Origin of the sequence: Streptomyces sp. NPDC005706, from assembly GCF_040631045.1 — a bacterium.
Taxonomy (GTDB): Bacteria; Actinomycetota; Actinomycetes; order Streptomycetales; family Streptomycetaceae; genus Streptomyces.
Window position 1 is genome coordinate 67,445 of record NZ_JBEXYS010000029.1, and the last position, 23,660, is coordinate 91,104.

The following is a 23,660-nucleotide window of genomic DNA, read 5'->3' on the forward strand; positions in this document are numbered from 1 at the left end:
GATCGCTCCCGCGCCCGAGCGGGTCGTGTCCGAGTCCGCCCGCCCGCGCGGCAGGCGCCGCGCCTGGGACGAGGCGCCCCGCTGGCAGATCTACCTGCCGCTGTCGGTCTACCTGCTGTTCACCCTGGTCCCCTTCTACTGGATCCTCCTCTTCGCCCTCCGCCCGGCCGGCTCCACCTCCCTGGTCCCCTGGCCGGTGACGTTCGAGCACTTCGGCAAGGTGTGGACCGACCGCGGCTTCGGCACCTACTTCGTCAACAGCGTCTACGTCGGCCTCGCCACCCTCGTCCTGACCACGGTGGTCGCCCTGGCCGGCGGCTACGCCCTCGCCCGCTTCGACTTCCGCGTCAAGCGCGGCTTCATGCTGGCCCTGCTCTGCTCGCAGTTCGTGCCGGGCGCGCTGCTGCTGGTGCCGCTCTTCCAGATCTTCGCCAAGCTGTCGATGATCAACTCACTGGGCAGCGTCGTCATCGCCGAGACCGTCTTCCAGCTTCCGCTGTCGATGATCCTCATCAGCGGGTTCATCCGGAACGTGCCGTACTCCCTGGAGGAGGCCGCCTGGGTGGACGGCTGCAACCGGCTCACCGCCTTCCGGATCGTCGTCCTGCCGCTGCTGCGGCCCGGACTGATCGCCGTCGGCTCGTTCGCCTTCGTGCACGCCTGGAACCACTTCCTGTTCGCCCTGATGTTCCTCTCCGACCAGGGCAAGCAGACCATCCCGGTGGGCCTCAACACCCTGATGAGCGCCGACAGCGTCGACCTCGGCGCGCTGGCCGCGGGCGGCATCATCGCGGCCGTACCGGTGGTCGTCGTGTTCGCCTTCATCCAGAAGTGGCTGATCACCGGCTTCAGCGCGGGGGCGGTGAAGGGATGACCGTCCCCATCGTGCTGGCGGGCGCGCGCGGTCACGGCCGCTGGCACCTGGACAACATCCGCCGGCTCCAGGCGAAGGGCGCCGTCCGGCTGGCGGGCATCTGCGAACTGACCCCACTGGGCCCGGACGAGATCCCGGACGGCCTCGGCACGCCCGAGCAGTCCGCCGACTTCGGGGCGCTCCTCGACGCCACCGGAGCCAGGGCCGCCGTCGTCTGCACACCGATCCCCACCCACACCGCTCTGGCGCTGACGGCCGCCGGGCGGGGCGTGCACCTGCTGCTGGAGAAGCCGCCGGCGCCGTCCTTCGCCGAGTACCGGCGGATGGCCGACGGGATCGCCGCGGCCGGGGTCGCGTGCCAGATCGGCTTCCAGTCGCTCGGCTCGCACGCCGTGCCCGCGATCCGGCGGCTGCTCGCCGAGGGCGCGATCGGAGAGGTCACCGGGGTCGGCGGCGCGGGGGCCTGGGCCCGGGACGAGGCCTACTTCCGGCGGGCGCCCTGGGCCGGCCGGCGGCGGCTGAACGGCGCCGACGTGGTCGACGGGGTGCTCACCAACCCGCTGGCGCACGCGGTCGCCACCTCCCTCGCCCTGCTCGGCGCCACCCGGGCCGAGGACGTCACCGGCATCGAGACCGAGCTGCTGCGCGCCAACGACATCGAGTCCGACGACACCTCCTGCGTCCGGGTGCGCACCACGCGCGGCCCGGTCACGGTCGCCGCGACCCTGTGCGCCGAGGAGCCGGGGGAGCCGTACGTCCTGGTCCACGGCACCAGGGGCCGGATCACCTTCTGGTACAAGCAGGACCGGGTGCTGCTCCAGCGGTCCGGACACGGCCCGCGGGAGACCTCGTACGGCCGTGACGACCTGCTGGAGAACCTGGTCGATCACCTCACCGACGGCACCGGGCTGCTGGTCGCCCCGGCGGAGACCGGCGCCTTCATGAGAGTCGTCGAGGCCGTCCGCACCGCCCCCGACCCGCTCCCGCTGCCCCGGAGCGCCTGGCGCCCGCTGCCCGGCGCGGACCGCCGGGTCGTGACCGGCGTCGACGGCCTGGTCGCGGCCTCGGCCGACACCCTCGCCCTCTACTCCGAGCTGGGCGCCTCCTGGGCCCTGTCGAAAGAGGTGAGCACCTGATGTCCCACGACACACCGGTTCTGCGGGTCGCGGGCCGGCCGGTCGGCCGCTACGTCACCCGGCCCGAGCTGCCGGCCCGCCTCGCCCCCCGCCCCTGTCTGCACCCCGTCACCACCCTGGCCGGCACGGTGGTCACCGAACTCGGACCCGCCGACCACGCACACCACCTCGGCGTCGGTGTCGCCGTTCCCGACGTCGAGGGGCACAACTTCTGGGGCGGGCGCACCTTCGTCCGCGACCGGGGCCCGACCGAGCTGGACAACCACGGCGCCCAGCGGCACACCGCCTTCCAGCTCCCGGACCCCGACGGGTTCGTGGAGGAGCTGCGCTGGGTCGCCGCCGGGAGGGAGCTGCTGCGCGAGCGCCGCACCGTCGCCGCCACCGGGCTCGACCACCGGGCCTGGGCGCTGGACCTCACCTTCTCCCTGACCAACGTCACCGAGGGGCTGCTGTCCCTCGGCAGCCCCGCCACCAACGGGCGGCCCGGCGCGGCCTACGGGGGCTTCTTCTGGCGGGCCCGCAAGGAGCCGCGGGCACCGGAGGTCTTCACCGCCGACCGCGAGGGCGAGGCCGAAGTGCACGGCGGGCGTGCCGACTGGGTCGCGCTGGCATCCGCCGGCTGGACGCTGGTCTTCGCCGGGGCCACCGAGGAGACCCGGCGGGACCCGTGGTTCGTGCGGGCCGCCGAGTACCCCGGGGTGGGCTCTTCGCTGGCCGCCACCGAACGGCTGCCGGTGCCGCCCGGCGAGACCGTCGTACGCCGCGTCGTCACCGTGGTCGCCGACGGACGGCTCGACCGGGCCGAGGCGGCCGCGCTGGTCCGCGGGGCGGTGAGCCGGTGACCGCCGGCACGTACGAGAACCCGGTGCTGAACGCCGACTGGTCCGATCCGGACGTGGTCCGCGTCGGCGACGACTTCTACCTCACCGCCTCCAGCTTCGGCCGCGTCCCCGGCCTGCCGCTGCTGCACTCGCGCGACCTGGTCCACTGGACCCTGGTCGGCCACGCCCTCCAACACCTGGAGCCGGAGGAGGAGTTCGCCGTGCCCCGGCACGACCGCGGGGTCTGGGCGCCCTCGATCCGCCACCACGACGACCGCTTCTGGATCTTCTGGGGCGACCCCGACCAGGGCGTCTTCCAGGTCAACGCCCCGGAGATCCGCGGGCCCTGGACCCGCCCGCACCTGCTCAAGGCGGGCCGCGGCCTGATCGACCCGTGCCCGCTGTGGGACGAGGAGACCGGAGAGGCCTATCTGGTGCACGCCTGGGCCAGGTCCCGCTCCGGCGTCAAGAACCGGCTCACCGGCCACCGTATGCACCCCGACGGCACCTCGCTGCTGGACGAGGGCGAGGTGATCGTCGACGGGGACCGCATACCCGGCTGGTTCACCCTGGAGGGGCCGAAGCTCTACCGGCACGACGGCTGGTTCTGGATCCTCGCCCCCGCGGGCGGCGTCGAGACCGGCTGGCAGGGCGCCTTCCGCTCGCGCGGCTTCTTCGGGCCGTACGAGGAACGGATCGTCCTGGAGCAGAAGGACACCGAGGTGAACGGGCCGCACCAGGGCGGCTGGGTGCGCACGGCGGCCGGCGAGGACTGGTTCCTGCACTTCCAGCAGCGCGGGGCCTATGGCCGGGTCGTCCACCTCCAGCCGATGCGCTGGGGTACCGACGGCTGGCCGGTGCTGGGCGACGACGGCGCGCCCGTGACCGTGCACCGCCGGCCGGACCTCCCGCCGCAGCGGCCGGCCGCGCCCGCCACCGACGACGACTTCCCCGGTGGGCGGTACGGCCGTCAGTGGCAGTGGACCGCCAACCCGGGCGACGGCTGGGCCACCCAGCACTCCGCGGACGGGCTGCGGCTGACCTGTGTCCGCTCGGCCGACGCCCACGACCCGCGCCGGCTGCCGAACGTGCTCACCCAGCGGCTGCCCGGTTTCCCCTGCGCGGTCGAGGCCGACCTGCGCCTCGACGGCGGTGAGCCGGGGGCGCGGGCGGGACTCGCGGTGCTCGGCGACGCCTTCGGCTGGATCGGGCTCGAGCGGGGGTCCGACGGGACGGTCCGGCTCGTGCACCGGTTCGCCGAGGCCGTGGCCGATGCGGAGCGGGACGCCGGGGTGCCGTGCCCCGCGCCCGGCGGACGGGTCCGGCTGCGCGTCGAGATCGGATCCGGGGCGCGCTGCCGGTTCCACTACGACGTCGGGGACGGCCCGCGCTCCTGCGGACCGGTGTTCGCGGCCACCCCCTGGCGCTGGGTGGGCGCCCTGCTCGGCCTGTTCGCCGTCGCCCCCGGGGGACCGGGGCCCATCGGGACGGCGACGTTCACCCGGTTCCGGATCACACCCGCCGGTCCGCGCGCCCGGACCGGTCACTGACCCCACAACTCCACCCCACCACTGGATCCAGCAGAAGAGAGCCGACCGATGAAGAGCAGCATCCGCAGAAGCACGCGCGCCGCCACGGCGGTCGCCCTGGGCTCCGTCCTCGCGCTGACCGCCACCGCCTGCGGCGACGACGGCAGCGGCGGCGCGGGGGACAAGGGGGGCGAGGGTTCCGGCAAGGGAACGATCACCTTCTGGGACAACAACGGCGGTGTCCGTACCGACATCTGGAAGCAGATCATCGCCGACTTCGAGAAGAAGTACCCCGGCATCAAGGTCGAGTACGTCGGCATCCCGGCCGCGAGCGCTCAGTCCAAGTACGACACGGCCATCCAGGGCGGCGGGCTGCCCGACGTGGGCGGCGTGGGCACCGCCATGCTCGCCGAGATCGCCGTGCAGGGCGCCCTGGAGCCGCTGGACGGCCGGCTGGAGAAGAGCCCGCTGAACGACAGGCTGAGCCGGAACCTGCTCGACGTCAGCAAGTCGGCCGGCGGCGGGGACGCGCTGTACCAGGTGCCGACCTCCGCCAACAACGGCACCCTGTGGTACCGGACGGACCTGTTCAAGAAGGCCGGCCTGGACGCACCGGCCACCTGGGCGAAGTTCTACGAGGCGGCCGGCACGCTCACGGACAAGGGCCACAACGCGTTCGGCTTCACCATCCGCGGCGGCGAGGGCGCCATCGCCCCGGCCCTCGACGCGGTCTACGGCCAGACCGGCATCACCTCGTTCTGGAACGGCGACAAGACCACCGTCAACGACCCGAAGAACGTGGCCGCGCTCGAGAAGTACATCGCGCTCTACAAGAAGGACACCCCGTCCGCCGACGTCAACAACGACTTCACCAAGATGGTCGCCCAGTGGGACAGCGGCACCATCGGCATGCTGAGCCACAACCTGGGCTCCTACCAGGACCATCTGAAGGCGCTGGGCAAGGACAAGTTCCGGGGCATCCCCAACCCCACGCTGGCCGACGGCACCCGGGTGCAGGTGTCCAACCCGGTGGACGGGCTGAGCCTGTTCAAGTCGAGCAAGAACAAGGCGGCCGCCTGGAAGTTCATCGAGTTCGCCCTCTCCGCCGCCGAGAACTCCAAGTTCAACGAGTCGGCGGGACAGGTGCCGGCCAACACCGACGCGGCCAAGGACGCGTGGATCCAGCGGGCCGAGCCGACGAAGCTGGCGGCCGAGGCGCTGAACGGGGCCGACACGAAGATCGTCCAGTTGCCGTACTACCTGCCCGACTGGAACACCATCTCCAAGGCGGACAACGAGCCGAACTTCCAGAAGCTGCTGCTCGGGAAGATGAGCGCGAAGGAGTTCCTGGACACGCTGGCCGAGCAGCTCAACGCGGCGCAGGCGGACTGGAAGAAGAACCACTGAGTCCGCGGCCGCTTCGCGTGGGCGCGCCCAGGTCCGGCAGGGCGGGCCGCGCCCACGCGGCGGAGCCGCACACCGATGCGCCCCAGGATCCCCTTGTTTCCCCGATCCCTGTGATTTCCCCGACCCCTGTTTGAAAGGCGCACCATCGTGTCCCTTACGCGCAGACAGGTGACCTCCGCCGCCATCGCGGCCGTTCCGTTGACCGGGCGTTCCCCGGAGCGGCACCGGACCCTCTACATCGCCGGTGACTCCACCGCCGCCCAGAAGTACGCCGACGCGGCGCCCGAGACCGGGTGGGGAATGGCCCTGCCCTTCTTCCTCCGGAAGGATCTCGCGGTCGCGAACCATGCCGTGAACGGCCGGAGTTCGAAGAGTTTCCTGGACGAGGGCCGGCTCGACGCCGTGCTCCGGGCGATCCGGCCCGGGGACGTCCTGATCGTGCAGTTCGCGCACAACGACGAGAAGGCCACCGACCCCGACCGCTGCACCGAGCCCTGGACCACGTACCAGGACTGCCTGCGGCGCTACGTCGACGGGGCGCGCGGCCGCGGGGCCCGCCCCGTCCTCGCCACCCCCGTGGAGCGCCGCAGGTTCGACGCCGACGGGAACGCCGTGCCGACGCACGGCGACTATCCGGCCGCCATGCGCGCGCTCGCCGGGGCCGAGCGGGTCCCGCTCCTCGACATCGAGGCGCTGTCGCTCGCGCTGTGGCAGCGGCTCGGGGTGGAGGAGACGAAGAGCTACTTCAACTGGACCGCCACCGAGCAGGACAACACGCACTTCAACCCGCCGGGCGCCATCGCCGTGGCCCGGCTCGTGGCGCGGGAGCTGCTGCGCACCCGCGTCCTGGCCCGGCCCGACGTGGTCCGGCTGGGCGAGGACGTCCCCACGTCCTGGATCACCTGGCCGCCCGCGACGTCATCGACAGCTACGTAAAAGAGGAGAGCCGCACAGTGCGTACACAGAAATGTCATGGACGTGTCATAACAACTCTGGTGGGCTGCACGGCGCTCGTGCTCGCCGTCACCGGGACCACGTCCGCGCAGGCCGCGCACCGGGCCGGTACCGACTGGCAGGTGCTGCCCGCCGGGGACGGCTGGGCCGCGTACGGCACCGGGACGACCGGCGGTGCCGCCGCCGACCGGGCGCACGTGTACACGGTCACCACCTGGGAGCGGTTCAAGGCCGCCCTCGCCGACGGCGGCGGCGCCCCGAAGATCATCAGAGTGAGGGGCGCCATCGACGCCGACGGGCCGAGCTGCGACTCGTTCGCCGTGCCCGGCTACGACTTCGGCGCCTATCTGGCCAAGTACGCCCCGGACAGCTGGGGTCGCACCACCACCCTGGACGGCGAGCCCGCCGACAGCCCCGAGGGCCTGCGCCGCGCCTCGGCCGCCGCCCAGGACGCCTACATCAAGGCGGACGTGCCGGCCAACACCACCATCATCGGCGTCGGGAAGAACGCCGGCTTCAACGGCGCCAGCCTCCAGATCAAGGGCGTCGACAACGTCATCGTCCGCAACCTGCGCTTCGAGAGCCCCCTCGACTGCTTCCCGCAGTGGGACCCGACCGACACCGCCGACGGCAACTGGAACTCCGAGTACGACAGCGCGGTGGTCTACGGCTCCACCCACGTCTGGATGGACCACGACACCTTCACCGACGGCGGCCACCCGGACAGCACCCTGCCGCACTACTTCGGCCGGATCTACGAACAGCACGACGGCGAGCTGGACATCGTCAAGGGCGCCGACTACGTCACCGCCTCCTGGAACGTCTTCGAGGACCACGACAAGACGATCCTCGTCGGCAACAGCGACAGCGCCGCCACGGCCGCCGTCGACCGCGGCCACCTCAACGTCACCTTCCACCACAACCTGTTCCGGAACCTGGTGGAACGCGCGCCGCGGGTCCGCTTCGGCCAGGTCGACTCGTACAACAACCACTTCGTCGCGGGCGACGGCTACTCCTACAGCTACGGCATCGGCATGGAGTCCCAGCTCGTCGCCGAGCACAACGCGTTCACCCTGCCCGCCGGGGCGACGGCCGGTCCGATCCTGAAGAAGTGGAAGGACGCGCCGGTCACCGCCGCCGACAACTACGTCAACGGCCGGCTCACCGACCTGATCGCCGTCCACAACGCCGAGATCCCCGGCGAGACCCTGCGGTCCGGGGCCGGCTGGACCCCGGACCTGCGCACCAGGGTCGACCCGGCCAGGGCCGTGCCGGGCCTCGTCGGCCACCGCGCGGGCGCCGGCCGCATCGGCTGACCCGTCCGGGGCCGGGTCCCCCGGCCCCGGCCCCCTCCTCCCGCCGGCCCCGCACCGGAACTCCCGCGAGCCGGGCCGGCACCACGGACCCCCACACCCGCCGCACCGCGACCTCCCACACCCGCCGCACCGCGAAGGAGCACGCCCATGCCCTCGCCCCGACCACCCCTTTCCCGACGGAGGCTCCTCGTCGCGGGCGCCACGGCCGCCGCGCTCGGTCTCGCCGCCGCGCCCGCACGGGCCGCCGGCCGGCCCGGCCCGTTCGGCCGGCACGGATCGCCGGTCCGCCGCCGCACCCCGGGGACCCTGTACGTCGACCCCCACGGCCGGGGCGACTTCACCTCCGTCCAGACCGCCGTGACCGCGGCCACCGGCACCGGCCGCACCCTGGTCATCGCCCCGGGCACCTACCGGGAGACGGTCCTCGTCGACGCCTCCCGTACGGGCATGACCTGGATCGGCGCCTCCGAGGACCCCCGTGACGTCGTGATCGTGTACGACAACGCGGCCGGCACCCCCAAGCCCGGCGGCGGCACCCACGGCACCACCGGCTCGGCCACCACCACCGTGCAGGCGGACGGGTTCACCGCCCGCTGGATCACCTTCGCCAACGACTGGCTGCGCGCCGACCACCCGGACATCACCGGCACCCAGGCCGTCGCCCTCAAGGCGCAGGGCGACCGCGGCGCCTTCCTGCACTGCCGCTTCCTCGGCCACCAGGACACCCTGTACGCCGACACCATGGCCCTCGGCACCTTCGCCCGCCAGTACTACGCGCACTGCTACGCCGAGGGCGACGTCGACTTCGTCTTCGGGCGGGCCACCGCCGTCTGGGAGCACTGCCACTTCCGCACCCTGAACCGGACGGACCTGGCCGCCGCCCCCTACGGCTTCGTCTTCGCGCCCTCCACGGCCGCCGCCAACCCGCACGGCTACCTGGTGCTCCGCGGCCGCGTCAGCGGCGAGGCCCCGGACGCGTACTACAAGCTGGCCCGCCCCTGGGTGCCCAGCTCCGACACCACCGCCCGCCCGATGCTGACCGTCCGCGACACCTGGCTCGGCCCCGGCATCGACGCGGCCGCCCCCTACGCGAACATGTCGGCCTCCTACCCCTGGCAGGCCCAGCGGTTCGCCGAGTACCGCGACACCGGTCCCGGCGCCGTCGTCACCGTCCCGGAGAACCGGCCGCAACTGACCGCCGAGCAGGCGGCGTCGGCGACCCGGGAGGCCCATCTCGGGGACTGGGCACCCTGGCAGGAGAGCTGACGGCACGTCCGGCCGGACCGGCCGGGGACGCGAAGACCTTTTCGCCCGATGGCTTGATATCGATCGGGCAAAGGTCCTCGCGCTACCCCTGGTGACGCGCGTAGAAAACCTGTCATGCGTAAATCACAGCGGATCGCGGCGGCCACCGCCGCCTGTGCCCTCGCCGGCGGCGCCCTGTACGGCGCCGGTGCGGCCACCGCCGGTCAGTCGACGGCGAACTCCACCCACGAGCCCTACAACATCGGGCTCCTGGTGAAGGACATCGACACCTACTACGGCACCACCGCCGACAGCAACGGCGTCTACCAGGCGTCCCCGGCCGGCCCGTACGCCAAGGACCTGGCGCGGATCGACGCCGACGCCAGGAGCTACATCGACAAGGCGGCCCGCAAGGCCCACCACCACGGCGAGAAGCCGGCCGTCGTCTTCGACATCGACGACACCCTGCTGCTCAGCCTCGACTACGAGAAGCGCTACAACTACACGTACAACTCCACCACGTGGAACGACTACGTGAACCGCGCCGACCGCCCGGCCGTCTTCGGCAGCCCCGAGCTGGTGCGCTACGCCGAGTCCAAGGGCGTCGAGGTCTTCTACAACTCCGGTCTCAGCGAGGCGCAGCGCGCCGGCGCCGTGGAGAACCTGAAGAAGGTCGGCGCCGACGTCAACCTCGACGCCGGCCACATGTTCCTCAAGGACAAGGCCAACCCCCCGGCCTACCTGAGCGACTGCGCCACCCCGGGCACCTGGAACTGCACGACCGTGCAGTACAAGGCCGGTACCCGCGAGCACATCGAGGACGACCTCGGGTACGAGATCATCGCCAACTTCGGCGACCAGTACTCGGACCTGGACGGCGGCCACGCCGACCGCACCTACAAGCTGCCCAACCCGACGTACTTCGTGTCCTGACCCGTTCCGGACCGCCGTACGCCCAGGGGAAGTTCCACCCGGCCCCCGTCCCGGCAGCAGCCTGCCGCGGCCGGGGGCCGGCCGGTGCACGGGCGGTTTCCGGCCACGTGCGATCGCCGCTTCCCGGAGCGTTGATTTCCGTTACCATCGGCTTTGCTTGCGGCACACGCACCGGGGGAGGCGACGTATGCGGATCCGCGTTCAAGGGAACGGCGACGAGAAGGCCCTGACGGACCTGCGGAAGTGGCTCGCCGGTGATCCCGGGACCGGCGGGCTCCCGGTCACCCCCGTCAGCGTCCCGGGTCCGACGATGTCGGTGCTCGACGCCCTCGACATCGTCCTCGGCAACGTGACGGACATCGCCAACTTCGCCGTGGCGTACGCGAGCTGGCGGCTCGCCAAGGCCCCGGGCCGCAGCACGGGCGGACGTACTCTGACCCACGGCGGCACGACCGTCGACATCGGTCACCTGAACCCCGAGGAACTCGCGGACCTGCTGCGCCGCCTGGAGAACACGGACGCCGGCACGCACGGATCATGACCGCACCGCGGCCGGGCGGCTCCCGTGCGGTGCTCTTCGGAGCCCACGAATTCGACGGCTTCCCGGCGCTCGGGGGCGTCGAGCGGAACATCCCCGCACTGCTCACCCTGCTGACCGCCCCCGACGTGGGCGGCCTGGCCGAGGGCGACTGCCGGGTCCTGCCCGCGGACAGCCGGGCGGACGACGTCCTCGACGCCGTCGCCGACGCGGCCGACGAGGCGGACGACCTCCTGCTCGTCTACTACGCCGGACACGGCCACCACGACGACGAGGGGCTGCTGCTGGCCGCGAAGAGGGCGGGCCTCGACCGGCCCCACACCTTCGTCTCCTACGCGCGCGTCCGCGAATTCGTGGCCGGGTCCCGGGCCCGGCACAAGGTCGTCGTCGTGGACTGCTGTTACGCGGGCGGCGCCCTCCACATGGGGGAGGAGGCGCCGCCGATCCCGGAGCGGGACCTCGCCTTCGACGGCGGCTGCGTCCTCGCCTCGGCGGCCGTCACCGAGCGTTCCCTGTGCCGCCCGGACGGCAGCGTGTTCACCATGGAACTGGTCCGCCTGCTGCGGGACGGCCTCACCGGGCCGCTGCGCGGCGGCCGGCGCGGCGAGGAGCAGCGACACCTTCTCACGGCCGACCTGTTCGACGCGCTCAGGCAGGGGCTGAAGGGCCAGAAGGTGGACGGCTGGCCCGTCCCCCAGCCCCGGATGGCCACCCTCGACGGCGGCCACGACATCCCGCTCGCCCTCAACCGGGCCTTCAAACAGGAGCCCGGCCCGTCCGGCGCCGCCCCGCGGCGCCGGCCACAGCCCGCCCCCGATCCACTGGCCGCCGTGGTCGGACAGCAGACCTTCGTCGACGGGCTCGGCGGCTTCCGCCGCAACCTCACCCCCGAGCAACTGCCTTTCGTCTCCCCCGGCAGCGCTCATCCGGCCGCGCCCGAGACGCTGTTCCGGCGGCTGCGCGACACCGACGAGCGGGGTGTGCTGCTCGTCGGCGCGGCCGGCACCGGCAAGACGCGCACCGGACTCGAGGTGGGCCGGATCGCCCTCGGCGAGGGCTGGCGGGTGCTGCACGTGCGCCCCGGCCGGGAGTCGTCCATCACCGCGCAGATCAGCCACCGGGTCCTGGCCGAGGACAGCCCGGTCCTCGTGGTGATCGACTACCTGAACGAGTACCTCAAGGACGACGACGACAACGACGCCCAGCTCGACCTGACCGCCCTTCGCCACCGGCTGCTGCCGGAGGCCCGCCGCAAGGACGTCAAGGTCGCCTTCCTCGCCTCGGTGCGCCCGGGCTGGCTGCAGAAGGCGGGCCACATCCCACTGCACGACCTGTTCGACGAGGTCGAGCTGCGCCAGGACGAGGAGTTCCAGCGGGTCGTCGCCGAGCACGCCCTGGCCAGTCTGGCCCCCACGGCCATCGGCCGCCTCGGCATGGAGCGGATGCGGGCCATCTGCGGCCACCGCCCCATCATCGCCCTGCTGCTCGCCCGGGAGCTGGAACGCCGGGCCGTGGCCGGCCTGCTCGACTCCGGGAACGCGGGGCTGCGGGCCGGCGGCGACCTCGCCCGCTGGCTGCGCGACCGGCTCATGGAGGACGACCTCGCCGTCCGGCGCCTGCCCGACGAACGCCGGCGCACCGCCTTCGACCAGGTCACCGCCTCCGACGACCTGGTCGCGGCGGCCGCCGCCGCAGCGGCCTGCCCCCAGGAACGGACCGAGGTGATCGCGGCGGCGGCCGCCGCGCTGTCCGGCAGCCCCGGCGGCGGCCTGCACGCCCAGGTCGTCGTCGAGACCCTGATCGACCTCGGCTGGCTGGAACGCGACGGAGACGGCGACGTCCTGTCCACCGCCCACGACATCGTCTGCGACCAGCTCGTCGAGTCCGTGATCCTGCCCGCCCACAGCCGCACCCCGGACCGCGCCCGCACCCGGGTCCTCCTCGACGGCAGCCTCACCAGCCCCCGCACCATCGGCCGCTACGCCACCAACCTGGCCCGGCTCATGAACGACCTGGCGCTCACCCACCGCGCCGAGGCGGTGTCCGCGGTCCTCGACGCCTGGTTCGCCGACAACGCCGCGGCCATCGGCGAGGTCATGCGCGCCGACGCCGACATCGGCGGCTACGCCCTCGGCGCGCTCTGCTCCGGACAGCCCTGGGCCCACTCCGTGGTCCGGAACTGGCAGCGGCTCGTCGGCCCCTGGCTGGAGGAGTTCGGGGACGGCGTCAACGCCCGGCACGTGCTCTACCGAGGCCTGTGGAACCTGCCCACCGACGGCGGCGCCCTGCTGCTCGTTCCGGCGGCGCTGCGCTGGCTGGAGTCTCACGGCCGGCGGCGCGAGGCCAGCTTCGTCCTCGGCCCCCTGCTCAGCCGCACGGACATCCCCGCCGAACAGCAGAAGCCGGCCCTGCGGGACGCGATCACCTGGCTGCGCCGCCATGGCGAGGTGCTGGAGGCGCACTTCGTGCTGCGCGCGCTGGTCGGCCGCGCCGACCTCGCGCCCCAGCAGGTCCGCCAGGTCGTGGCCGTGGCGCTGCGGTGGTCGGAGCGCGACACCACTCTGCGCCAGGTCGCCCAGATCCTCACCCCGCTCCTCGCCCGCACCGACCTCACCGGCGACGAGTTGCGGCGGATCGTCCTGCTCGCGCTGGAATGGCTGCGGCACCACAGGAGCCTGTGGGAGCCGCACAACGTGCTGCGCTCCCTGCTGACCCGCAAGGACCTCACCGAGAACGAGGCGCGGCAGGCCGCGTCGTTCAGCTTCCGCTGGCTCAAGCAGCACGCCGCCGCGCCGCCCGCCACCTTCGTGCTGCGCCCGCTGCTCGCCCGGACCGAGCTGGCCAGGAGCCAGGTGCGGCGGGCCGTGGAGTTCGCCGCCCAGTGGCTGGAGGAGCACGCCGTCCGGCCCGAGGCCGACTTCCTGGTCCGGCAGATGCTGGGGCGTTCCGACCTCACCGGCGACGAGAGCCGGCGGGCGGCCGGGTTCGCCGTGCGGTGGCTGGAGCAGCACGCCACCTCGCCCGAGGCCGACTTCCTCATCGGGCAGATGCTGGCGCGCCCCGACCTCACCGCGGACGAGAGCCGGCGCGCGGCCGGCTTCGCCCTGCAGTGGCTCGCCCTGCACGCCGGCGCCCCCGGGGCCAGCTTCGCGCTGGACGCGCTGCTCGCCCGTCCCGACCTCACCCACGAGCAGGCCGAACAGGCCGTCACGGCGGCGATGACCTGGCTGGAACGCCATGCCGGCACCGACGCCGCGGGGTACGTCCTCAGCGGGGTGCTGGGCCGCGGCGACCTGCCGGAGTACGAGGCGGACGGCGTCCACACCCTCGCCTGCGCCTGGCTGGCCCCCCGCACCGGCTCCCTGGAGGCCAACTTCACCCTCAACAAGCTGCTGTCCCGCACCGACCTCGCCGCGGAGCAGGCCCGGCAGGCCATCGGCTCGGCGGAGCGGTGGCTGGGCCGGCACGGCGACAGCGACGCCGCGGAGTACGTCCTGCGCGCGCTGCTCTCCCGCCCCGACCTCACCGCCGGCCAGGCCCGCGGGGCCGTCGCCCGCGCCACCCGCTGGCTGCGCCAGTACGGCACCGCCCGGAACGCCGGGTACGTCCTCGGCCCGCTGCTCGGCCACCGCACCCTCACCGCCGCACAGGCCCGGGAGGCGGTCACCGCGGCGCTGACCTGGCTCGCCCACCACGGCCATGTGCCCGAGGCGGAACTCGTGCTGACCTCCCTGCTCGGCCGCGGTGACCTGTCCCACGGCGAACGCGAGCAGGTCACCGCCTTCGCCACCCAGCGGGGGCAGCAGAACGGCACCACGTACCGCGAGGCGAAGGCGCTCTCGCGCCGGCTGGCAGCCCGGCACGGACCCGGCGACGAACAGGGGCGGGAGGACCTCGCCTCGGCCCTCGCCTGGCTCGAGCGGCACCCGGACCTCCCCGAGGCGGCGCAGGTGTTCCGGGCGGTCTTCGTCCACCACGAGCCGACCGGGGACGAGCTGCGCCGGACCGTGACCGCCGCGACGACCTGGCTGGGGCACCACGACACCCGGCCGGCCGCCTCCTACCTCCTGCAGCCGCTGCTGGAGCTGCGCGCACTCCCCGACGAGGACACCGGCCCGGTGGCCGCCCACGCCCTGGAGTGGCTGGCGCACCACCGGGAGAGCCCCCAGGCCAGCTACACCCTGGGCGCGCTGATCGCCAACAGGAGGATCACGGCCGAGACGCTGGACCGGGGGATCTCCCTCGCCGCGGACTGGCTCCAGCACAGCGTCACCTCGCCCGGCGCGAGCTTCGTGCTGGACAAGCTGCTGGCGCGCGGGGAGATCACGGGGGACCGGGCCCGGGCCGCGGTGGCCTTCACCCAGGTGTGGCTGGACCGCCATGTGACGATGCGCGCGGCCCGCTTCGTGCTCGAGCCGCTGCTCGCCCGCGCCGACCTCGCCCCGGACGAGACCCGGCTCGCCGTGACCCACGCGTCGCGCTGGCTGCGGGAGTTCGGCTCCCTGCACGAGGCACGGCACGTACTCGTGGCGGTGAACGCGCACGCCGGGCTCGGCCCGGAGGGAATCGGCCACGCCTTCGGCGACACCGTCACCTGGCTGGAACGCTACGACGGCCCGGCCAACGCGCAGACCGTGCTGGCACCGCTCCTGGCCCGGGCCGACCTCGGTCCCGAACAGCTGCGCGCCTTCGCCGACTTCACCCTCGGACGGCTGCCGCACTACGCGGTCCCGGACTCATGGCGGGTGCTGGGCCTGCTCGTGCAGCGCACCGACCTGCCGCCGGACCAGGCCCGCGAGGTCGTTGCGCGGGTCGTCTCCGGGCTCCAGCCGGATCCCGTCGCCTACGACGCCAGCTTCCTCCTGGCCCCGTTCCTCGGCCGCCCCGACCTGACCGCGGCCCGGCGCGCGACGGCGGTCTCCTGGGCGCTGTCCTGGCTTGAGCAGTACATGCCCGTGTGGCGGTCCCGCTTCGTCCTGGCGGCCCTGCTGTCCCTGGCCGGGCTGCCCCCGGCCGAGGTCCGGCGGATCGTCGCGTGGACGCTGGACTGGCTGGACCAGCACACCGACGGCACCGCCGACGGTTTCGTCACCGCAGGGGCCGAGGCGGTCCTGGAGCCGCTGCTCGCGCGCCCGGACCTCGGCGAGGACGAGATGCGGCAGGCCCGGGCCCGCCTGCCCCGGGCGGCGCCGGCGCCGCGTGCCACCGCGTCCTGAGCCCGGGAGTGCCACGGGGCCGGCCCCGCCGGAGGTGCCCGGCGGGGCCGGCCGTCATCCCGCGACGGCAAAAGGGTTGCCGCGACTTCCAGGATTTCTCCTACGAGTCGTCCCCGCTGTCGTCGTGCGCCGCGAAGGTGCCGGCCACCGCGTACCGCCCGCCCGCCGTGCCCGTGATCGTGTAGCTGTCGTCCTTCGCGTCGCGTCCGCCGCGCTCGTGGTCGTACTGCCCCGCGAAGACCCAGGTGCCCGCCGGAACCGTGCGGCCGTCCTTCAGGGTCCAGGTGTAGACGAGGAAGCCGTCGTGCTCCTCGACCGTCTGGCCGAAGTCGGCCTCGGGCAGGGAGCGCCAGGCGCCGGTGGACGCCACCCCGCCGGTCTGCGCGACCTTCAGCTCGACTTTCAGGGACGTCAGTTGCTTCGAGGTCTTGAGCGTCACATCGCTCTGCGCCCAGAAGTCGTTGCTGTGCGGGTCCACCGAGCCGTCCGACCACAGCGGGCCCTGCCGCTCGGACCGGGCCACCGGTGGCGGCACGGAGGCCTCCGGCGTCCGGGACGGTGTGGCGTCCGGGCCGGGCGTCGCGTGCGTGGCGCCGGTGCCGGGCCCGGCGGAGTGCGCCGGGGGCCGGCCCGTCGCGTCCGGCGAGGGGGTGCGCGCGGCCGGGGGCGCCGGCGAGACCGCGACGGTCCGCCGGACCGGCGGTTCCTCCTTCACCGCGGAGGCCACCGCGTACCCGCCGACCGCGAGGACGCCCGCCACCCCCGCCGTCGCGGTGACCACCTTCAGCCAGCCGAACACCGGTGCCCGGCCGGCCCGGTGGTCCGGGCCGCTCTGCGCCGCCGTCCCGCGCTCCACACGGGCCAGGATGCGCGCCCGGTCGGGTTCATGGGCCTCGGCCGCCTCGTGCAGCCGGGCGCGCAGCTCGTCGTGCACGTCCTGCCGCCTCATCGGTTCCTTCCTCCGCTCTCGCCGCCCCGGGCCGCGGCCGCGTGCACCCGCCGCGCCACACCCTGGCCGCCGAGCAGTCTCTGCAGCTCGGCCACGCCCTTGGACGTCTGGCTCTTGACCGTACCCACCGACACCCCGAGGGCCAGCGCGGTGTCCTTCTCCGAGAGGTCGAACGCGTGCCGGAGCACGACGCACGCCCGCTTGCGGAACGGCAGCCTGCGCAGGGCCTCCTGGACGTCGACCACGCCCGCGACGTCCGGGTGCTCGGTCCGCTCCTCGCGGTGCGGCCAGAACAGCGCGATCCGGCGCCGCTCACGCACCGCGCTGCGGATGCGCGTCCGGGCGAGGTTGGCGACCACGCCCCGGGCGTACGCCACCGGATGGCCGGCCGCGCGCACCCGGTCCCAGCGGTGCCACAACGCCAGCAGCGCGTCCGCGGCCAGGTCGTCGGCGGTGTCCGCCTGGCCGGTCAACAGGTGGGCGAGACGGGAGAGTTCGGCATAGTTCCGTTCGAAGAAGGCGTGGAACTCCACGGAGGCGGCGTCGTCGACGACTGTGCCCACGAGTGACCTCTTCCCGGTACGGCTCTGTGTGTGTCATGTAAATGACATGCGAACATCCGGCGCGGCCCCGCACGGAGGGCCGGAAGCGTAGCAGTGATCGTTTCGGTCGTTGTGCGGGGGACCGGACGGCAGTTGACGGGCCGAACCCCGATTCCGTAACACGAGGAAAACCTGAAACGGGTTCAACAGGGGAACAATCCAGCCAGCATCCGCGCACCTTGATCAGGCGACGAGGAGTACGACCATGTCCGAGACGCAGAAGGCGGACCAACGGCCCGGCACCGCACCGCCCGTGGGCAACGGCGTCGACCGGTACTTCAGAATCTCCGAACGGGGATCCACTTTCGGCCGGGAGATACGCGGCGGCTTCGCCACGTTCTTCACCATGGCCTACATCCTCGTCCTGAATCCCATCATCCTGGGCAGCGCCAAGGACAAGTTCGGCCACACCCTCGACACCGGCCAACTCGTCACCGCCACCGCGCTGGTGGCCTGTGTGATGACGGTCGTCATGGGCGTCGGGGGCAACCTCCCGCTCGCCATCGCCGCGGGACTCGGCCTCAACGCCGTCGTCGCCTTCCAGCTCGCCCCGCTGATGAGCTGGGCGGACGCGATGGGCCTGGTCGTCCTCGAAGGCGCCGTCATCTGCCTGCTGGTGCTCACCGGGCTGCGCGAAGCGATCATGAACGCGATCCCGCAGCAGCTCAAGCAGGCCATCGGCGTCGGCATCGGCCTGTTCATCGCCTTCATCGGCTTCGTGGACGCCGGGTTCGTCAGCCGCATCCCGGACGCCGCGCACAGCACCGTGCCCGTCCAGCTCGGCGCGGTCGGCCGGCTGACCGGCTGGCCCGTACTGGTCTTCTGTCTGGGCGTGCTGCTGACCATCGCGCTGCTCGCCCGGAAGGTGAAGGGCGCGATCCTCATCAGCATCGTCACGATGACGGTCGTCGCGATCGTCATCGAGGCGGTCGCCGGCATCAAGAGCTGGGGCCTGACCACACCGAAGGTCCCGGACGAGATCGTCGCCGCCCCGGACTTCGGTCTTGTGGGTCACTTCAGCCTGTTCGGCGGCTTCGCGGAGGCGGGTGTGCTCACCGCCGTGCTGCTGGTCTTCACCCTCATCCTGTCCGACTTCTTCGACGCCATGGGCACCATCGTCGGCATCAGCGCCGAGGCCGGCCTGCTCGACGACCGGGGGCAGGTGCCCGGCATCGGCCGGGTGCTGTTCATCGACGGTGCGGCGGCCGTCGCCGGCGGGGTCGGCTCCGCCTCCTCCAACACCGCCTACATCGAGTCCGCGGCCGGCGTCGGGGAGGGGGCCCGCACCGGCTTCGCCAACCTCGTCACCGGCGGCCTGTTCGGGCTGGCGCTCTTCCTCACCCCGCTGCTGACCATCGTCCCGCTGCAGGCCGCCGCGCCCGCGCTGATCGCGGTGGGCTTCCTGATGATGACCCACGTCAAGCACATCGACTGGGACCGGTACGAGATCGCCGTCCCGGCGTTCCTCACCATCGCCGCGATGCCGTTCACCTACTCCATCACCGACGGCATCGGCGCCGGCTTCCTGTCCTACGTGATCGTCAAGACCGTCCTGGGCAAGGCCCGCGAGATCAACTGGCTGCTGTGGGGCGTCTCGGCGCTGTTCCTGGTCTACTTCGCCATCGACCCGGTGGAGCAGGCCCTCGGCGTCAAGTGAGGCGCCGGTGAGGGGGCGGTCCCGCCGGACCGCCCCCGCCTCCGCCTACTTGAGCGCCGCCTGCATCATCGCCCTGGCCACCGGCGCCGCGAGCCCGTTGCCGCTGACCTCCGAGCGGGCCGCGTCCGACTGCTCGACCATCACCGCGACGGCGACCTCCTTGCCGGTGCTGTCGGACTTGCCGTAGGAGGTGAACCAGGCGTACGGCGTCTTGCTGTTGTTCTCACCGTGCTGGGCGGTGCCGGTCTTGCCGCCGACCGTCGCCCCGTCGATCCGCGCGTTCGTGCCCGTACCGTCCCGGACCACCGTCTCCATCGCCGAGCGCAACTGAGCGGCCGTGTCCGAGGAGACGATCTCCTCGCTGTCCGCGCCGTCGTCGTAGTCCCGCAGCACATCGCCGTTGCCGTCGGTGATCCGCGACACCATGTGCGGCGAGACCAGCTTGCCGCCGTTCGCCATCACCGCGGACACCATGGCCATCTGCAGCGGGGTGGCGGTGACGTCGAACTGGCCGATGCCGGACAGGGCGGTCTGCGCCGCGTCCATGCCGGAGGGGTAGCCGCTGGAGTACGCCCGCACCGGGACGTCCTGCTCCTTGTCGTTGAAGCCGAACTTCTCCGCCATGGCCCGCACCTTGTCCTGGCCGAGGTCCACGGCCATCTTGCCGAAGACGTTGTTGCAGGAGTAGCGGAGCGCGACCCTGATCGAGGCGTTCTCGCAGGGGGCCGACTTGTTCTCGTTGGCCAGAACCTTGTCGGTGCCCCGCAGGGTGTACGGATCGGGGCTGTCGGTCGGGTCGTCCACGTTCTTGTAGAGGCCGTTCTCCAGCGCGGCGGCCGCCACGACCAGTTTGAACGTCGAGCCCGGCGGCAGCGGCTGGCGCAGCGCGCGGTTGGTGAGCGGCTTGTCCTTGTCCGTGGTGAGCGACTTCCATGCGGCCCCGGCGGTGTTGGCGTCGGTGAGCCGCGTGGGGTCGTACGACGGCGTCGACACCACGGCCAGGATCTTCCCGGTCTTCGGGTCGAGGGCGACCGCGGCGCCCTTGTTGCCGCCGAGCGCCCGGTACGCCGCCTTCTGCACGGCGGGGTCGATCGTCGTCAGCACGTTGCCCGGATCGGCGCGCTTGCCGGTCACCGTGTCCAGCACGGTCTTCAGCTTGCTGTCCGTGCCGTTCAGCAGGTCCTGGTAGATGCCCTCCAACTGGGTCGGGGCGTACGCCTGCGAGGCGTAGCCCGTCACCGCCGCGTACAGTCCTCCGTCCTTGTAGGTCCGCTTGTACGCGAGGTCGCCGCCCTTCGTCCGCGCCGAGCCGGTGACGGGGCTGCCCGCCACGATGATGTTCCCCAGTGGCTGCGCGTACGTCTGGATGGCGTTCCGCCGGTTTGCCTGGTCGTCCGCGAGGGCCGTGCCGTCGTAGTACTGCACCCAGGTCGCCCTGACCAGCAGGGCGAGCACGAGCAGCAGTGTGAAGACGGACGCCCGCCTGATCGTCTTGTTCATCCCGTCCGTGATGACGACCGGGGCGGGGCAATCGTTCCCGTACGCCCGTTTTTCTCATCCCGCGTTCAGAAAGCCGGCCTCGTACGCGGCGATCACCGCCTGGGTCCGGTCCCGGGTGCCGGTCTTCGCCAGCACCGCCGCGACGTGCGACTTCACGGTGGCGGGGCCGACGCCCAGCCGCCGGGCCAGCTCGGCGTTGGTGAGCCCGGCGGCCAGGAGCCGCAGCGTCTCGCTCTCGCGTCCGGTGAGCCTGCTCACCCAGGCCGGGGGAGCGGACGCCCGTCGCGCGTGCCCGGCCGCGAGGGACCGCAGGGCCGACGGGAACAGCAGACTGTCGGTGCGCGCGACCAGCCGCACCGCCTGGACCAGCGTCTCGGCGTCGGCCCGTTTCAGCAGGAACCCGGCGGCCCCGGCGCACAGCGCCTCGTACACGTAGGAGTCGTTCTCGAAGGTGGTCACGACCACGATCCGGGGCGGCGCGTCGAGAGCGGCGAGGATCTGCTCGGTGGCCCGGATGCCGTCGGTCTCCGGCATGCGGACGTCCATGAGGACAACGTCGGGGCGCAGCTCCCGGACGACGGACACGGCCTCGACGCCGGTCGCCGCCTCGCCCACCACCTCGATGCCGGGCTCGGCGGAGAGGATGGCGCGCAGCGCGGTGCGCACCATGCGCTCGTCGTCGGCGAGGACGACCCGGATCGCGGGCTGGGTCATGACGGTCCCTTCGTCGCTCACGCGGGTTCCCGCACGGGCAGCCGGACGTGCAGGCGCCAGGTGCCCCCGGCCGCCCCGGCCCGCGCCGTGCCGCCCAGCAGCCGCACCCGGTCGGCGACGCCGCGCAGGCCGTGGCCGCCGCCGGGGCGGGCCGCGGGGCCGGCGCCGAGCGGGTTCTCCATGGTGATCTCCAGCCGGCCGCCGGTGGTGGTGATGCGGAGCGTGACCGGTTCGCCGGCGTGTCTGAGGGCGTTGCTCAGGCCCTCCTGCACGATCCGGTACGCCTCCCGGGAGACCAGCGGGGGCAGGGCGGCGGGATCGGTGCCGACGGTGGCCGTCACCACCTGTCCGGCCGCCCGGGTCCGGCGCAGCAGCCCGTCCAGGTCGGCGGCGAGGGTCGGCGCGGGCGCGGTGCCGGGGGCGTCGCCGTCCCGCAGGACGCCCAGCACCGCGTCGAGTTCACCGACCGTGCGCCGGGTGGTCTCCTCGATGGCGGCCAGCGCCTCGCGGACGAACTCCGGGTCGCTGTCCAGGACGCGGCGGGCGGCGCCCGCCTGCAAGGTGACGGCGCTCAGCGCGTGGCCGACCGAGTCGTGCAGTTCGCGCGCGAGCCGGTTGCGCACGGCAAGGTCGGCGGCGCGGGCCTCGGCCGCGGCGAGCCGGTCCTCGGGGGTGGGCCCGAGCAGGGCGGGCGCGCAGCGGGCGAGCAGGGCCCCGGCGGCCGCGGCGCAGGCGGCGAGGGCGGCCAGCATGGCGAGACCGGCCACCGGGCACAGCACTCGCGCCCACGTGTGGTCCAGGACTCCGGGCAGTTCCGGTGGGCTGCCCCACAGCGGGCCCGCCAGGGGCAGCACGACGAGGGCGGCCGCGAACGGCGGCAGGGCCAGCGACATCCCGGAGACGATCCCGCCGAGCCCGAGGTGCAGCGTGAACCAGGCGGCCGTACGCGTCCGTTCCCCCCGCGTGCGGGCCGGACCGTCGGCCAGGACACCCGCGTCCACCCCGCACAGCGCGCGCGCCGCGGCCGACTCCAGGGGGCGGGTCAGCGGGAAGAGCGAGGTGGCGGCGGCGATCGGCAGCCCGATGGCGAACGAGCCCAGTTGCAGGGGCAGGGACGCGAACACGTCGTTCACCCCGGTGAACACCGCCAGGGCCACCGAACCGGCGAGGACGTACGGCATGGCGAGCGCCCCGCCCAGGATCAGATGGATCCAGCGCCGCCGCGCCCGCCCGCCGAACAGGAACGCCGTCGCCCGTCCCGGCGGGGCCGGAGCGGGGGAGGGCGAGGTGGGCATGGACCGACTCTCCCGTACCGCACCGGTGTCGCACCTCATGCGCGGTGATGATCCCGGTCCACCGGACGGGGGAGACCGCCCCGCCCGCGGACTACAGCCGCCGCGTCGCCAGCGTCAGCCGGTCCCGCGCGTCGAACAGCGCGTCCTTGATCATCTGTTCGTGGGCGGGGGTCAGCCGCGCCACCGGCACCGAGCAGCTGATGGCGTCCCGGGCGGGTGTGCGGTAGGGGATCGCCACGCCGAAGCAGCGCAGCCCCAGCGTGTTCTCCTCGCGGTCGACGGCGAAGCCCTGCTCGCGGATCTGGTGCAGTTCCTCGATCAGCTTCTCGCGGTCGGTGATGGTGTGCTCGGTGAGCGCGGGCAGGGTCTCCGGCAGCAGCTTGCGCACCTGCTCGTCGGTGTGGGTGGCGAGCAGCGCCTTGCCGAGGGAGGTGGAGTGGGCGGGCAGCCGCCGGCCGACCCGGGTGAACGGGCGCAGGTAGTGCTGCGACTGCCGGGTGGCCAGGTACACCACGTTGGTGCCGTCGAGCCGGGCCAGGTGGATGGTCTCCGTGGTGTCGTCGGAGAGGCGGTCCAGCGTCGGCCGGGCGGACGCCACCACCTCGTCGCCGTCGATGTAGGAGGTGCCGACCAGCAGCGCCCGCACCCCGATGCCGTACCGCGTCCCCGTGGCGTCCGTCTCCACCCAGCCCAGCTCCACGAGCGTGCGCAGCAGCATGTACAGGCTGGACTTGGGGTAGCCCACGGCCTCCTGCACGGCCGCGAGGGAGTGCATGCCGGGCTTGCCGGCGAAGTACTCGAGCAATTCAACGGTCCGCACCGCGGACTTGACCTGGGCCCCGCCCGTCTCGCCTGCCGACATCGCCCTTGACCCCTTCATTCGACGGGAAATAGTCTCCGAGCAGCATATTCATCATCAGAGACAGCGTTCAGTATATCGAACGCGGCTGATGGTTACCCAGCGAATGCGGCCT

At 72.9% G+C, this 23,660-nt stretch carries 18 protein-coding genes; 12 read left to right on the plus strand and 6 right to left on the minus strand.

Going from position 1 to position 23,660, the window contains the following annotated elements:
* Position 1: 1 nt before the first annotated feature.
* The 11 genes from ABZ478_RS31505 (at position 2) to ABZ478_RS31555 (ending at position 15,969) form a co-directional block, all read left to right on the plus strand.
* Positions 2 to 874, plus strand: coding sequence for a carbohydrate ABC transporter permease (locus ABZ478_RS31505; RefSeq protein ID WP_359554672.1), 873 nt, complete (start codon positions 2 to 4; stop codon positions 872 to 874).
* On the plus strand, positions 871 to 2,010 hold the full coding sequence (locus ABZ478_RS31510; RefSeq protein ID WP_359554612.1) for a Gfo/Idh/MocA family oxidoreductase: 1,140 nt from the start codon (positions 871 to 873) through the stop codon (positions 2,008 to 2,010). Before ABZ478_RS31505 ends, ABZ478_RS31510 begins: the two co-directional genes overlap by 4 nt.
* Positions 2,007 to 2,852 (plus strand): PmoA family protein, encoded by an 846-nt coding sequence (locus ABZ478_RS31515; protein ID WP_359554674.1) that lies wholly within the window; start codon positions 2,007 to 2,009, stop codon positions 2,850 to 2,852. The genes ABZ478_RS31510 and ABZ478_RS31515 overlap by 4 nt, the downstream gene beginning before the upstream one ends.
* Positions 2,849 to 4,381: a family 43 glycosylhydrolase gene (locus tag ABZ478_RS31520; RefSeq protein ID WP_359554614.1), complete on the plus strand. Its 1,533-nt coding sequence runs from the start codon at positions 2,849 to 2,851 to the stop codon at positions 4,379 to 4,381. Before ABZ478_RS31515 ends, ABZ478_RS31520 begins: the two co-directional genes overlap by 4 nt.
* A gap of 48 nt (positions 4,382 to 4,429) precedes the next feature.
* Positions 4,430 to 5,767, plus strand: coding sequence for a sugar ABC transporter substrate-binding protein (locus ABZ478_RS31525; protein ID WP_359554617.1), 1,338 nt, complete (start codon positions 4,430 to 4,432; stop codon positions 5,765 to 5,767).
* A 147-nt stretch (positions 5,768 to 5,914) separates the two neighbouring features.
* Positions 5,915 to 6,703: a rhamnogalacturonan acetylesterase gene (locus tag ABZ478_RS31530; RefSeq protein WP_359554620.1), complete on the plus strand. Its 789-nt coding sequence runs from the start codon at positions 5,915 to 5,917 to the stop codon at positions 6,701 to 6,703.
* Positions 6,704 to 6,762: 59 nt separating this feature from the next.
* Positions 6,763 to 8,037 carry a polysaccharide lyase family 1 protein gene (locus tag ABZ478_RS31535; protein WP_359554623.1) on the plus strand — a complete coding sequence of 425 codons (1,275 nt, stop codon included), beginning with the start codon at positions 6,763 to 6,765 and terminating at the stop codon, positions 8,035 to 8,037.
* Between the two features lie 147 nt (positions 8,038 to 8,184).
* Positions 8,185 to 9,303, plus strand: coding sequence for a pectinesterase family protein (locus ABZ478_RS31540; protein WP_359554626.1), 1,119 nt, complete (start codon positions 8,185 to 8,187; stop codon positions 9,301 to 9,303).
* Between the two features lie 114 nt (positions 9,304 to 9,417).
* Positions 9,418 to 10,215: an HAD family acid phosphatase gene (locus ABZ478_RS31545; protein ID WP_359554628.1), complete on the plus strand. Its 798-nt coding sequence runs from the start codon at positions 9,418 to 9,420 to the stop codon at positions 10,213 to 10,215.
* Positions 10,216 to 10,402: 187 nt separating this feature from the next.
* Complete coding sequence (locus ABZ478_RS31550) at positions 10,403 to 10,756, plus strand: hypothetical protein (protein WP_359554631.1); 354 nt, start codon at positions 10,403 to 10,405, stop codon at positions 10,754 to 10,756.
* The gene (locus ABZ478_RS31555; protein WP_359554632.1) at positions 10,753 to 15,969 is read left to right on the plus strand and encodes a caspase family protein; all 5,217 of its coding nucleotides are present in this window, start codon (positions 10,753 to 10,755) and stop codon (positions 15,967 to 15,969) included. The genes ABZ478_RS31550 and ABZ478_RS31555 overlap by 4 nt, the downstream gene beginning before the upstream one ends.
* Positions 15,970 to 16,069: 100 nt before the next feature.
* Here the strand turns inward: ABZ478_RS31555 and ABZ478_RS31560 are convergent, their stop codons facing one another.
* Both ABZ478_RS31560 and ABZ478_RS31565 read right to left on the minus strand, forming a co-directional pair.
* Positions 16,070 to 16,918: a hypothetical protein gene (locus ABZ478_RS31560; protein WP_359554633.1), complete on the minus strand. Its 849-nt coding sequence runs from the start codon at positions 16,916 to 16,918 to the stop codon at positions 16,070 to 16,072.
* Positions 16,915 to 17,481, minus strand: coding sequence for a SigE family RNA polymerase sigma factor (locus ABZ478_RS31565; RefSeq protein ID WP_359554636.1), 567 nt, complete (start codon positions 17,479 to 17,481; stop codon positions 16,915 to 16,917). The genes ABZ478_RS31560 and ABZ478_RS31565 overlap by 4 nt, the downstream gene beginning before the upstream one ends.
* Before the next feature lie 244 nt (positions 17,482 to 17,725).
* Here ABZ478_RS31565 and ABZ478_RS31570 point away from each other — a divergent pair, with 244 nt between their 5' ends.
* Entirely contained in the window at positions 17,726 to 19,177 is a 1,452-nt protein-coding gene (locus ABZ478_RS31570) for an NCS2 family permease (RefSeq protein ID WP_359554639.1), read from the plus strand.
* A gap of 45 nt (positions 19,178 to 19,222) precedes the next feature.
* Here the strand turns inward: ABZ478_RS31570 and ABZ478_RS31575 are convergent, their stop codons facing one another.
* The 4 genes from ABZ478_RS31575 to ABZ478_RS31590 form a co-directional block, all read right to left on the minus strand.
* Positions 19,223 to 20,677, minus strand: coding sequence for a penicillin-binding transpeptidase domain-containing protein (locus ABZ478_RS31575; RefSeq protein ID WP_359554642.1), 1,455 nt, complete (start codon positions 20,675 to 20,677; stop codon positions 19,223 to 19,225).
* Between the two features lie 54 nt (positions 20,678 to 20,731).
* Complete coding sequence (locus ABZ478_RS31580) at positions 20,732 to 21,391, minus strand: response regulator transcription factor (protein WP_359554677.1); 660 nt, start codon at positions 21,389 to 21,391, stop codon at positions 20,732 to 20,734.
* Between the two features lie 17 nt (positions 21,392 to 21,408).
* Positions 21,409 to 22,686 carry a histidine kinase gene (locus ABZ478_RS31585; RefSeq protein ID WP_359554645.1) on the minus strand — a complete coding sequence of 426 codons (1,278 nt, stop codon included), beginning with the start codon at positions 22,684 to 22,686 and terminating at the stop codon, positions 21,409 to 21,411.
* 91 nt (positions 22,687 to 22,777) lie between these two features.
* The gene (locus tag ABZ478_RS31590) at positions 22,778 to 23,548 is read right to left on the minus strand and encodes an IclR family transcriptional regulator (protein ID WP_359554648.1); all 771 of its coding nucleotides are present in this window, start codon (positions 23,546 to 23,548) and stop codon (positions 22,778 to 22,780) included.
* Positions 23,549 to 23,660 lie beyond the last annotated feature (112 nt).

Excerpts from the sequence above, each read along its gene's own strand:
- ABZ478_RS31510 (WP_359554612.1), top strand. The coding sequence starts at position 871 with ATGACCGTCCCCATCGTGCTGGCGGGCGCGCGCGGTCACGGCCGCTGG.
- ABZ478_RS31525 (WP_359554617.1), top strand. The coding sequence starts at position 4,430 with ATGAAGAGCAGCATCCGCAGAAGCACGCGCGCCGCCACGGCGGTCGCC.
- ABZ478_RS31540 (WP_359554626.1), top strand. The coding sequence starts at position 8,185 with ATGCCCTCGCCCCGACCACCCCTTTCCCGACGGAGGCTCCTCGTCGCG.
- ABZ478_RS31545 (WP_359554628.1), top strand. The coding sequence starts at position 9,418 with ATGCGTAAATCACAGCGGATCGCGGCGGCCACCGCCGCCTGTGCCCTC.
- ABZ478_RS31550 (WP_359554631.1), top strand. The coding sequence starts at position 10,403 with ATGCGGATCCGCGTTCAAGGGAACGGCGACGAGAAGGCCCTGACGGAC.
- ABZ478_RS31555 (WP_359554632.1), top strand. The coding sequence starts at position 10,753 with ATGACCGCACCGCGGCCGGGCGGCTCCCGTGCGGTGCTCTTCGGAGCC.
- ABZ478_RS31560 (WP_359554633.1), bottom strand. The coding sequence starts at position 16,918 with ATGAGGCGGCAGGACGTGCACGACGAGCTGCGCGCCCGGCTGCACGAG.
- ABZ478_RS31570 (WP_359554639.1), top strand. The coding sequence starts at position 17,726 with ATGTCCGAGACGCAGAAGGCGGACCAACGGCCCGGCACCGCACCGCCC.
- ABZ478_RS31575 (WP_359554642.1), bottom strand. The coding sequence starts at position 20,677 with ATGAACAAGACGATCAGGCGGGCGTCCGTCTTCACACTGCTGCTCGTG.
- ABZ478_RS31580 (WP_359554677.1), bottom strand. The coding sequence starts at position 21,391 with ATGACCCAGCCCGCGATCCGGGTCGTCCTCGCCGACGACGAGCGCATG.
- ABZ478_RS31585 (WP_359554645.1), bottom strand. The coding sequence starts at position 22,686 with ATGCCCACCTCGCCCTCCCCCGCTCCGGCCCCGCCGGGACGGGCGACG.
- ABZ478_RS31590 (WP_359554648.1), bottom strand. The coding sequence starts at position 23,548 with ATGTCGGCAGGCGAGACGGGCGGGGCCCAGGTCAAGTCCGCGGTGCGG.